This is a genomic window from Rhodobacter aestuarii, from assembly GCF_900156655.1.
Classification (GTDB): domain Bacteria; phylum Pseudomonadota; class Alphaproteobacteria; order Rhodobacterales; family Rhodobacteraceae; genus Rhodobacter; species Rhodobacter aestuarii.
On the sequence record NZ_FTOG01000008.1, the window covers coordinates 51566 to 62246 of the forward strand.

The window sequence follows — 10681 nt, forward strand, 5'->3', positions numbered from 1 at the left end:
GGGCTTTGGGCGCGGACCCGCAAGGCTCACAGCGGCAGGGCGGCAAGCCGTCTCATCAATTCCGCGATTTGTGTGGTGTCGATATTGGCAAAAGCGATGCGCAATTGGCGCTGCCCGGCGGGGTCGGTTTCGGGCATGAACATCGTGCCGGGCAGCAGCAAAACGCCCGCCTCATGCACCAAGCTTTTGGCAAAATCGGGCGCAGGCAGCGGGGAGGGGTGTTCGACATAGGCGAAATAGGCGCCGACGCCCATCAATCGCCAGCCTTCAAGCGCATTGAACCCGTCAGAAATCGTGGCGCGGCGGGCCAGAATTTCCGCCCGCTCGCCCGCCACCCATTGTGCGAGGTTCTGCATCCCCCAAAGCGCGCCAATCTGGCCTAGTTGGCTGGGGCAAATGGCGACGGTATCAAGGAATTTCTCCACCTCCGCCAAGCGCTCGCTTGAGGTCACAATCGCGCCAACGCGGTGCCCGGTAAGCCGATAGGCTTTGGAGAAAGAATAAAGCTGGATCAGCGTATCCGCCCAATCCGGGTCGGTGAACAGATCATGCGGCGCGCCGCTGCGGGCGTCAAAATCGCGATAGGTCTCATCGACAATGAGCGCGATCTTGTATTTGCGGGCGAGGTCAAAAAACGCGCGCACCAATTCGGCCGGGTATTCCACCCCGCCGGGGTTGTTGGGGGTGACGAGCACAATCGCTCGCGTGCGGTCCGTGATCAGCGCTGCGGCGGCCTCTGGGTCGGGCAACAGCGTGGCCCCGGTGGGCAGCGGCACTGTGCGCACACCAGCCATATCGAGCCACATTTTATGGTTGAAATACCAAGGCGTTGGCAGAATGACTTCATCCCCCGCGCCTGCCAAAGTGGCGAGTGCTGCGCAAAAGGCCTGGTTGCAGCCTTGGGTGATCGCAACTTGGTTCACGGCCACCTCTTCCCCATAGGCCGCCGACCATTGCGCCGCGACTTCTGCACGCAATTCGGGAAGGCCCAGCACCGGGCCATAAAGATGCGCGGCAGGGTTTTCGAGTGATGCGGTGGCAATCGCTTGGCGCAGGGCAAGCGGCGGCGGCTCTACCGGCGCGGCTTGGCTGACATTGAGCAAGGGCCGTTCGGGCGGAAAAGTGACCCCCTCAATCCAGCGCCGCGCCTCCATCACCGGAGGGGCAAAGGTGTTTGCAAGCGCGGGGTTGAGCGGCGAAAGGGTCATGGCATCCTCTGGCAAATGTTGCGCCACATGAGCATTGGGCCAAGTCCTTGGCAAGAGGTGGCGCCTCCGGCGGGGATATTTGCGGCAAGATGAAAGTCAAAGCATTCAAAATGAAACCGGCGCCTTTTGCGGAGCGCCGGTGCGGGTTCTTCTTGGCAAAAATACCTCCGCCGGAGGCTGCGCCTCAATCGGTGCCGCGATAGGGTTGAACGTATTGCAGCGCCATATCCCAGGGGAAGAAAATCCACGTGTCTTGGCTCACCTCGGTGATGAAGGTGTCCACCTGTTCGCGGCCTTTGGGTTTGGCGTAGACGGTGGCGAAATGCGCTTTGGGGTAGAGTTTGCGCACCAGTTCCAGCGTTTTGCCGCTGTCGACCAGATCATCGACAATCAAAATGCCTTCGCCGCCATCGCCCATCAGATCTTCTTGCGGGGCTTTGATCACCATCGGATCCGATTGGGTTTGGTGATTGTAGCCTTTGACCGAGATCGTATCGATCACCCGGATGTTGAGTTCGCGCGCAACGATGGCGGCGGGCACCATGCCGCCGCGGGTGATGCCGACGATCGCGCGCCAATGGCCGTTGCCCGGGCCTTTGCCATCAAGCCGCCACGCGAGCGCCCGCGCATCGCGGTGCAACTGGTCCCAGCTTACGTGAAAGCCTTTTTCATGCGGCAGAAATTCGGCCATGGATGCCCCCTTAGGTGAGCGCGAGCTTGAGGCCCAACAGCCCCAAAAGCCCGCCAAAGACGCGGTCGATATGCGTTTTCAGGCCGATATAAATCGCCCGCGACCGCGCGAGTGAAAAGATACGCGCCATCACCACGTTCCAGCCCGCATCATTGAAGAACACGATCCCCAAAATCACTGCATAGGCCCAGACAGGCGCATGGGGCGGAATGAAGGTGAGGAAAATCGTGCCAAAGAAAACGGCGGGTTTGGGGTTGGCAAGCTGCGTGGCAATGCCTTGCCAAACCAGCCCAAGGTTGGAGCGTGCCGAGACAACCTCATCCAACTCCGTGGTCATCGGCTCGGCGGCATGGCGCCACATTTTGAAAGCCAGATAGAGCAGATAGGCCGCGCCCGCGAATTTGAGCGTGGTGAGCAGCGCGGGGGCGATCTTGAACAAGATCGCCAGCCCAAACATGGCTGCCGCCGCCCAAACACAAGCGCCAAGGCCGATCCCTACCGCCAGCCATGTGCCGCGCACAAAGCCTTCTCGCAGGCTGGTGCGCACGCCCAAAAGTACGGCAGGGCCGGGGCTCATCGCCGCCGCCAAATGCACGAAATAGATCGCAACGAAGGCGGCGAGCGTCATTTTTCTGGGTCTCCGGGCTTAGTCCTTGCGGCCCGTTACCACATCAATGTCGGGCGCATCCACCGCTTTCATGCCGACAACGTGATAGCCCGCATCCACGTGCAGGTTTTCGCCGGTGGTGCCCGAGCCGAGATCCGAACACAGGTAAAGCGCGGCTTTGCCGACTTCTTCTTGCGTCACGTTGCGGCGCAGCGGCGAGTTCAGCTCGTTCCACTTCATGATGTAGCGGAAGTCGCCAATGCCCGAGGCGGCGAGTGTCTTGATCGGCCCGGCCGAAATCGCGTTGCAGCGGATGCCGATTTTGCCAAGGTCTTCGGCAATATATTTGACAGAAGCCTCCAGCGCGGCTTTCGCGACGCCCATCACGTTATAGTGCGGCATCACCTGTTCGGCGCCGTAATAGGTGAGCGTGAGCAGCGAGCCACCGTTGGGCATCAGCTCCGCCGCACGGGCGCAAACGGCGGTGAAGGAATAGACCGAGATGTCCATCGTCATGGTGAAGTTGCCGCGCGAGGTGTCCACATAGCGGCCGCGCAACTCGTTCTTATCCGAGAAGCCAATCGCGTGGACCACAAAATCCACCGTGCCCCAAGCGTCTTTCAGACCCGTAAACAGCGCATCGAGGCTGTCTTCATTGGCCACGTCGCATTCAAACAAAAGCGGCGTGCCAAGGGAGGCCGCCAGCGGCTCGACGCGTTTTTTCAGCGCATCGCCTTGGTAGGAGAAGGCCAGTTCCGCCCCCGCATCGGAGAGCGCTTTCGCGATGCCCCAGGCGATCGACTTGTCATTGGCCAGCCCCATGATGAGACCACGTTTTCCCGCCATCAGGCCCGTCGTCATATCGGTTTCTCCCGCTTCCCTCTGGTAAGTGCGCAAGCATTAGGCGAAGAATGAAACGGCATCAAGGCAGCTTGACGTTGGGGTAGGGGGGCCGCGTCGTCGCAGCCTGTGGGCGCTTTGCAGCAAGAAGGAGCAGGCGATGAGTGACAGAACCGGAATCTTCGCGGGCGAGGACCCTTTCGTTTTGGCGCAGGCTTGGCTGACGGAAGCCGAGAAAACCGAGCTCAACGACCCGAATGCGATCGCGCTTTCGACGGTTGATGCATCAGGGATGCCAAATGCACGAATGGTGCTTCTAAAAGAGATCGAAGGCACCGATGCCCCCTCGGGTGGGGCCTTTCTGTTTTACACCAATTATGGATCAACTAAGGCGGGTGAGCTCGATCAGGCGGGCAAAGCTGCATTTGTGATGCACTGGAAAAGCCTGCGCAGACAGATCCGCGTGCGTGGACAGGTGAGCCGTGAAGATGGGGTGCAAGCGGATTCCTATTATGCAACACGGTCTCTCAAATCGCGACTGGGTGCTTGGGCATCTAAGCAAAGTCAACCACTTAGCTCGCGTGGGTCGCTGATGGCGGAAGTTGCAAAAGTGACGGCTCAGCATGGTCCGAACCCGAAACGACCGCCTTTTTGGGGTGGTTATCGGCTGATTCCGACCGAAATCGAGTTTTGGGCGGATGGTGCCTTCCGTTTGCATGACCGATTCCGGTGGGCTCGGGTAAATTCAACCGATACTTGGGAGGTTGTTCGGCTCAACCCGTAAAGCGTGTGCCGTTAACGTCACCCGACCCTGCAAAGCCGCACAGTTCACGCTTCGTGAATGGTTAATTGCCTTTAAGGACAGGCGATTTCGGCTTGAATCTCCCCGAAGAGATGTGACAAGTGGGCCTGCAAGCGCAAGAGACCGAACATGGCCAGCGCATAACAAGTGGACGGCAGCATATGGTCGAGACAGAGAGCACTTCCCGCGAAGTCAGCGGGCGCGTGAAATGGTTCGATGCGGGTAAGGGCTTCGGTTTCATCCTCGATGGTGAGGGTGGTCCGGATATCTTGCTTCACGCCAATGTTCTGCGGAACTTTGGTCAAGGCTCCGTTGCTGACAATGCTGGCATCCGCGTGATCGTGCAGGCGACGCCGCGCGGCGCGCAGGCGATTGAAGTGCTCGAAATCTCTCCACCCGATCCGGAAACACGTCTTGCCCCGATCGAGGATCTGGGCGATGCCGACCCGGCGATGGTGGCGGAACTGCCGCTTGAACCGGCGCGCGTCAAATGGTTCGACAAGGCCAAAGGTTTTGGCTTTGCAAATGTCTTCGCCCGGCCTGAAGATGTGTTCATTCATGTTGAGGTGTTGCGCCGGTCTGGTTTCGCCGATCTGGCGCCGGGGGAGGCCGTATGTCTGCGCGTAATCGAGGGACGGCGTGGCCGCATGGCGGCGCAAGTCATCAGCTGGGAAGTGGCGTTGCGCCCCTAATCCTTTTCGTTCTTTGCCTTCTGATGAGCCCGGGGCTTGTGCAAGCACAGCCTGCGGGCTGTTCGCATGTTGATGCGGTCCATGCGCAAGAAAATGCGGTGCCGCTATGTGTGTTGTCGCCAGAAGGTGGGTTGGTTGCGCGCTTCAGCGTTGAGATTGCCGATACGGACGAGAAGCGGGCGCAGGGGCTGATGGGGCGCACCCAGCTCAAGCCCGGGGCGGGGATGCTTTTTGTCTATCCGTCCCCGCGCCCAGTGGCGTTTTGGATGCACAACACGCTCATTCCGCTTGATATGATTTTTGTCGATGACGCCGGGCGCATTACCAATGTGCATGCCAATGCGCGCCCGCTTGATGAAACGCCGATCCCGTCGCGCGGCCCCGCACAATATGTGCTTGAGATCGGTGGCGGGCAGGCCGCCAGGCTTGGTTTGCTGCCCGGGATGGTGCTGCAACCGCTGCCGTGAGGCATTTCCTCTTTTCAGCGCCGCGCGCGACATATAGAGAGGGCGCATCGGGGCGTAGCGCAGCCTGGTAGCGCGTCTGTTTTGGGTACAGAAGGTCGTGAGTTCGAATCTCGCCGCCCCGACCAATCTCTCCACATGCTCAATTTTACATCATCCGGGATGTCCGGTGCATTTTGGTCCCGAATCTGGCGCATACGCCTTTTGGATAGCTGTGCGGCCAAAGGGGTATACATACTACATATAGTATGTGATCTGCCGCGTTTAAGCGCGTGTTGCTGGCCCCAGATATGGTGTGTTTCGGCGAATCTCTCTTTCGTCATTTGCGCCGAATTTGCCAATTCTTACGCGATCCTGTGGCGTGAAAGCTGCAGTTTCGTGACAGGGCGACGAAAGCTGCACTGCAGCGCATAGTTCTCCACAACATCTTGGGGGGCTGTGGATAGCTTTGAAAAAGCTTGCAACTTCGCGCCGTAAAACAGGCGTTCCCAAGGGAAATTCGCCAATCTTGCAGGCTGTGGGCGGGGTGGGGGCGATGTGGAAGAATCTGGGCGAAATTTCCCCATCCCCCCGTCAACCGAAAAACGCACAATGAGAAGGTGAAAATTCCGTTGACGATAGCGGTCGCACACGGCAGTTTGTGTCTCGTCGGAAGTTACTCCACCAGATATAGTATCGGCGGAAGATCGAGACAGCCAACCAGAACGGTCGGCCCTGACGGGCACGATCCATCCTTGCTGAAGGAAAGGCGAGGGGGGGTTGTCTTCGCATCTGCGCCGCAACCAGACAAAGGGACGGGACGGGCAGATGAAGATCGAGCGCAAGTTCACCACGGCGGAAAGCGGTGCTTATGGCACCATCGCCTTCACCACGACCACGTCTGAAATCCGCAATCCCGATGGCAAGATCGTTTTCCGCAACGATTGCGTCGAGGTGCCGGAGCAATTCAGCCAGGTCGCCTCGGATGTGATGGCGCAGAAGTATTTCCGTAAAGCTGGTGTTCCCGCAGCGATCACGCGTGTGGCCGAAGAGGGCGTGCCGGAGTTCCTGTGGCGCTCGGTGCCCGATACCGAAGTGCTTGAAGCGCTGCCCGAAGAACAACGCTTCACCGGCGAAACCTCGGCCAAGCAGGTCTATGACCGGATGGCAGGCGCCTGGACCTATTGGGGCTGGAAGGGCGGCTACTTCAGCACCGAAGAAGATGCGCAAGCCTATTACGACGAAATGCGCTACATGCTGGCCACGCAAATGGCTGCGCCGAACTCTCCCCAATGGTTCAACACTGGTCTGCATTGGGCTTATGGCATCGATGGGCCAAGCCAAGGCCATTACTATGTTGATTTCGCCACCGGTGAGTTGGTGAAATCGGCGTCGGCCTATGAGCATCCGCAACCCCATGCCTGCTTCATCCAATCGGTGAAAGATGATCTTGTGGGCGATGGCGGCATCATGGACCTGTGGGTCCGCGAGGCGCGTTTGTTCAAATACGGCTCGGGCACCGGCACCAACTTCTCCAGCCTGCGTGCAGAAGGCGAGAAGCTTTCTGGCGGCGGCAAATCCTCGGGCCTGATGGGCTTCCTCAAAATTGGCGACCGTGCCGCGGGCGCGATCAAATCGGGCGGCACCACGCGCCGCGCTGCGAAAATGGTGATCTGCGATATGGATCACCCCGATATCGAAGAATTCGTGAACTGGAAGGTGATCGAGGAGCAAAAGGTTGCCTCGCTCGTTGCCGGTTCCAAAATGCACGAACGCGAATTGAACAAGATCTTCGAGGCGATCCGCGCATGGGATGGCACCGAAGACGGCCGCGTTGACCCGGCGGTGAACGAGGGGCTGAAAGCCGCGATCCGTTCCGCCAAAAAGGCGATGATCCCGGAAACCTATGTGAACCGCGTGCTGCAATACGCGCGCCAAGGTTTCACCTCGATCGAATTCCCGACCTATGACACCGATTGGGACTCTGACGCCTATATCTCGGTTTCGGGGCAAAACTCGAACAACTCGGTCCGCGTCACCAACGCCTTCTTGAAGGCTGTGAAAGATGATGCCGATTGGGAGCTGCTGCGCCGCACCGATGGCAAAGTCGCGAAAACCGTGAAAGCGCGCGATCTGTGGGATCAAGTCGGCCATGCCGCTTGGGCCTGCGCCGATCCGGGCATCCAGTTCCACGACACCGTCAATGAATGGCATACCTGCCCCGAAGATGGGCCGATCCGGGGCTCGAACCCCTGCTCGGAATATATGTTCCTCGACGACACGGCCTGCAACCTTGCGTCGATGAACCTGCTGACCTTCTATAATGATGGCCAGTTTGACGCCGATGCCTATGTTCATGCCTCGCGGCTGTGGACGGTGACACTCGAAATCTCGGTCACGATGGCGCAATTCCCGTCGAAGGAAATCGCGCAGCGGTCTTATGACTTCCGCACGCTCGGCCTTGGCTATGCCAACATCGGCGGCTTGCTGATGAACATGGGCCTTGGCTACGACAGCGATGAAGGCCGCGCTTTGTGTGGGGCGCTCACCGCTGTGATGACCGGCATCGCCTATGCCACCTCGGCCGAGATGGCGGCGGAACTCGGCGCCTTCCCGGGCTATGCGAAAAACCGTGAACATATGCTGCGGGTGATCCGCAACCACCGCACCGCCGCCTATGGCAAGTCGCGCGGCTATGAAAAGCTTGAAGTGCTGCCGGTGCCGCTCGACCTAGCCAACTGCCCCGATGAGGCGCTGCTGACGCTTGCCAAAACCGCTTGGGATGAGGCGCTGGCTCTGGGCGAGGCGCATGGTTTCCGCAACGCGCAAGTCTCTGTGATTGCGCCCACCGGCACCATTGGCCTTGTGATGGATTGCGACACCACCGGGATCGAGCCCGATTTCGCGCTGGTGAAGTTCAAAAAACTCGCGGGCGGTGGCTACTTCAAAATCATCAACCGTTCGGTGCCCGGCGCGCTGGAAACTTTGGGTTATTCCTCGGCGCAGATCGCGGAAATCATCGCCTATGCGGTGGGCCACCAAAGCTTGGGCAACTGCCCCGGCATCAACCATACGGCGCTGATCGGCCACGGCTTCGGCCCACGCGAGATCGAAAAGATCGAAGCGGCGCTGCCCTCGGCGTTCGATATTCGCTTTGTCTTCAACCAATGGACCTTGGGCGAAGAGTTCTGCACCAAAACGCTTGGCATCCCGGCAGAAAAACTCAACGATCCGACCTTTGATCTGCTGCGCCACCTTGGCTTTACCCGCGCGCAAATCGAGGCCGCGAATGACCATGTTTGCGGCACGATGACCTTGGAAGGGGCACCGTTCCTCAAGCCTGAGCATCTGAGCGTGTTTGATTGCGCCAATGCCTGCGGCAAGAAGGGCAAGCGCTATCTGTCGGTCGAAAGCCACATCCGTATGATGGCGGCGGCGCAGTCCTTCATCTCGGGCGCGATCTCGAAAACGATCAATATGGCGAACGACGCTAGCATCGAAGATGTGAAGGCGGCTTACGAGCTTTCGTGGAGCCTGGGCATCAAAGCGAATGCGCTTTATCGCGATGGCTCGAAACTGAGCCAACCGCTCGCCGCCGCGCTCGTCGAAGACGATGAAGAGGCCGAGGAAATCCTCGCCACCGGTAGCCAAGCCGAAAAGGCTGCGGTGCTGGCCGAAAAGATCGTTGAGAAAATCGTCGTGAAAGAGATCGTGCGCTCGCATCGCGAGAAACTGCCCGATCGTCGCAAAGGCTATACGCAAAAAGCCGTGGTCGGCGGCCACAAGGTCTATTTGCGCACCGGCGAATATGGCGATGGTAGCTTGGGCGAGATCTTCATCGACATGCACAAGGAAGGTGCTGGCTTCCGCGCGATGATGAACAACTTCGCCATCGCGGTCTCGGTCGGCCTTCAATATGGCGTGCCGCTGGAAGAGTTCGTCGATGCCTTCACCTTCACCAAATTCGAGCCTGCGGGCATGGTGCAGGGCAATGACAGCATCAAGAATGCGACCTCGATCCTTGACTATGTGTTCCGCGAACTGGCGGTGAGCTACCTCGACCGCACTGATCTGGCCCACATCAAACCCTCGGGCACGATGTTCGACGATCTGGGCGGCGGTAAGGACGAGGGCAAGCGCTCCAATGTCGAGCCGGTGAGCGAGAGCGCCGCGTCGAAATCGCTTGAAGTGCTGCGCCAAATCTCGTCGACCGGCTATCTGCGCAAGCGCCTGCCGCAAGATTTTGTCGTGCTGCAAGGCGGGGCGGCGGAGCTTGATCCGGTGGCCGCGCTGAACACGCTGGTGCCCGAAACGGTGAAGGCGATGGCGGTGGGCAGTAATGTCTCTGTCACCTCTTCCACCGCGGTCGCTTCTGGCGTGGTGACGATGGATGCGCGCGCCAAAGCAAAGATGCAGGGCTATGAAGGCGATCCCTGCGGTGAATGCGGCAACTACACGCTGGTGCGCAACGGCACCTGCATGAAGTGCAACACCTGCGGCTCCACGAGCGGCTGTAGCTAAGAAAAGACTGGGCCGCCCTGCGGGGCGGCCTCTTAACCGATGCGACCCTTGTCTGAACAGAAAGAGCCCAAAGTGCACCTGATCGTCGGCACCAAAACCCTGCCTGAAATCGCCCTACGCCGCATTCCCGGCGGCTATGAGGCCGTGGCGGCAGGCGACGCGTTGCGGCGTTTGATTGATGCGAGCTTTGCGGGCGCCTCGATCGAGGTGATGGGCGCGGGCGCAGAAGGGGCGGCCCCGGTGCAGGGGCTGGATGTGACCGATATCCGCATGGCGGGGGCCACCACCACGGTGACCTTGATGAAGAGTACCACCCACGCGGTGCATTGAAATCCGGGGCAGGTGCGCTTGCCCTTGACGTCGAGAAGGCCCAGGCGAAACCAAAACCTCGGGCACCAATGATGAGCCTGATCGACGAACCTGACCCCCGTCTGCAAAGATGGGGGTCTTTTCCTTTAGCGCAGTGACAGGGTGAAGCTTTCGTTCGCCCCCAAAGCGCGCACGCGCGCGAGTTCGCCTTTCTCCAAATGGCCGACAATCATTTGATCGCGGTAGCTTTTGGATTGCTCTTGGCCTGCGAACAAAATTGCAAACCAGCCGCCGCCGTAAAGCAGATCGCCGTTTGTCCAGCCGTCTTGCAATTCGGCCGGATTGGTCTCAAGCGCGGTGCGAGCGATGCAGCAATAGTCAAACTCGGCGCGCTGGCCTTCTACGGTCATCGGCAAACGGGCGGCCAAGGCGCGCGCAGTGGTTGTGTCGTTTAAAACGGCGTTCAGCACCGTTTGACCGGCGGTAATCTGGATCGGGATCGGCATGAAGCATCTTTGCGTTGCAAGGCCGCCGCAGCGGCTGGAAGGGATGAGTGTAAGAATAACTC

10 protein-coding genes and 1 tRNA gene are annotated in these 10681 nt (G+C 59.4%); 6 read left to right on the forward strand and 5 right to left on the reverse strand.

Annotated elements, in window-relative coordinates:
* Positions 1–26: 26 nt before the first annotated feature.
* From BW967_RS12135 to fabI, 4 genes are all read right to left on the reverse strand, one after another.
* Positions 27–1208: an aminotransferase gene (locus BW967_RS12135; protein ID WP_076485350.1), complete on the reverse strand. Its 1182-nt coding sequence runs from the start codon at positions 1206–1208 to the stop codon at positions 27–29.
* Between the two features lie 184 nt (positions 1209–1392).
* A complete protein-coding gene (gene gpt, locus BW967_RS12140) occupies positions 1393–1899 on the reverse strand; it encodes a xanthine phosphoribosyltransferase (protein ID WP_076485351.1) in 507 nt (168 codons plus the stop codon).
* A gap of 10 nt (positions 1900–1909) precedes the next feature.
* The gene (locus BW967_RS12145) at positions 1910–2527 is read right to left on the reverse strand and encodes a LysE family translocator (protein WP_076485352.1); all 618 of its coding nucleotides are present in this window, start codon (positions 2525–2527) and stop codon (positions 1910–1912) included.
* An 18-nt stretch (positions 2528–2545) separates the two neighbouring features.
* A complete protein-coding gene (gene fabI / locus BW967_RS12150) occupies positions 2546–3367 on the reverse strand; it encodes an enoyl-ACP reductase FabI (protein WP_076485353.1) in 822 nt (273 codons plus the stop codon).
* A 139-nt stretch (positions 3368–3506) separates the two neighbouring features.
* On the opposite strand from fabI, the gene pdxH reads away from it, so the two are divergent.
* The 6 genes from pdxH to BW967_RS12180 all read left to right on the forward strand — a co-directional run bounded on the left by pdxH (position 3507) and on the right by BW967_RS12180 (position 10134).
* Positions 3507–4130, forward strand: a complete 624-nt coding sequence (gene pdxH, locus BW967_RS12155) for a pyridoxamine 5'-phosphate oxidase (RefSeq protein WP_076485354.1) — start codon at positions 3507–3509, stop codon at positions 4128–4130.
* Positions 4131–4309: 179 nt separating this feature from the next.
* A complete protein-coding gene (locus BW967_RS12160) occupies positions 4310–4840 on the forward strand; it encodes a cold-shock protein (protein ID WP_076485510.1) in 531 nt (176 codons plus the stop codon).
* A gap of 23 nt (positions 4841–4863) precedes the next feature.
* The gene (locus BW967_RS18395; RefSeq protein ID WP_083952200.1) at positions 4864–5307 is read left to right on the forward strand and encodes a DUF192 domain-containing protein; all 444 of its coding nucleotides are present in this window, start codon (positions 4864–4866) and stop codon (positions 5305–5307) included.
* 48 nt (positions 5308–5355) lie between these two features.
* Positions 5356–5432 (forward strand) — tRNA-Pro (locus BW967_RS12170).
* Between the two features lie 679 nt (positions 5433–6111).
* On the forward strand, positions 6112–9804 hold the full coding sequence (locus BW967_RS12175) for a vitamin B12-dependent ribonucleotide reductase (RefSeq protein WP_083952202.1): 3693 nt from the start codon (positions 6112–6114) through the stop codon (positions 9802–9804).
* A 72-nt stretch (positions 9805–9876) separates the two neighbouring features.
* Positions 9877–10134 carry a hypothetical protein gene (locus BW967_RS12180; RefSeq protein ID WP_139327832.1) on the forward strand — a complete coding sequence of 86 codons (258 nt, stop codon included), beginning with the start codon at positions 9877–9879 and terminating at the stop codon, positions 10132–10134.
* 125 nt (positions 10135–10259) lie between these two features.
* On the opposite strand, the gene BW967_RS12185 is transcribed toward BW967_RS12180, so the two are convergent.
* Positions 10260–10619, reverse strand: coding sequence for a cyclophilin-like fold protein (locus tag BW967_RS12185; RefSeq protein ID WP_076485357.1), 360 nt, complete (start codon positions 10617–10619; stop codon positions 10260–10262).
* Positions 10620–10681: the final 62 nt, after the last annotated feature.

Excerpts from the sequence above, each read along its gene's own strand:
- BW967_RS12135 (WP_076485350.1), bottom strand. The coding sequence starts at position 1,208 with ATGACCCTTTCGCCGCTCAACCCCGCGCTTGCAAACACCTTTGCCCCT.
- gpt (WP_076485351.1), bottom strand. The coding sequence starts at position 1,899 with ATGGCCGAATTTCTGCCGCATGAAAAAGGCTTTCACGTAAGCTGGGAC.
- BW967_RS12145 (WP_076485352.1), bottom strand. The coding sequence starts at position 2,527 with ATGACGCTCGCCGCCTTCGTTGCGATCTATTTCGTGCATTTGGCGGCG.
- fabI (WP_076485353.1), bottom strand. The coding sequence starts at position 3,367 with ATGACGACGGGCCTGATGGCGGGAAAACGTGGTCTCATCATGGGGCTG.
- pdxH (WP_076485354.1), top strand. The coding sequence starts at position 3,507 with ATGAGTGACAGAACCGGAATCTTCGCGGGCGAGGACCCTTTCGTTTTG.
- BW967_RS12160 (WP_076485510.1), top strand. The coding sequence starts at position 4,310 with ATGGTCGAGACAGAGAGCACTTCCCGCGAAGTCAGCGGGCGCGTGAAA.
- BW967_RS18395 (WP_083952200.1), top strand. The coding sequence starts at position 4,864 with ATGAGCCCGGGGCTTGTGCAAGCACAGCCTGCGGGCTGTTCGCATGTT.
- BW967_RS12175 (WP_083952202.1), top strand. The coding sequence starts at position 6,112 with ATGAAGATCGAGCGCAAGTTCACCACGGCGGAAAGCGGTGCTTATGGC.
- BW967_RS12185 (WP_076485357.1), bottom strand. The coding sequence starts at position 10,619 with ATGCCGATCCCGATCCAGATTACCGCCGGTCAAACGGTGCTGAACGCC.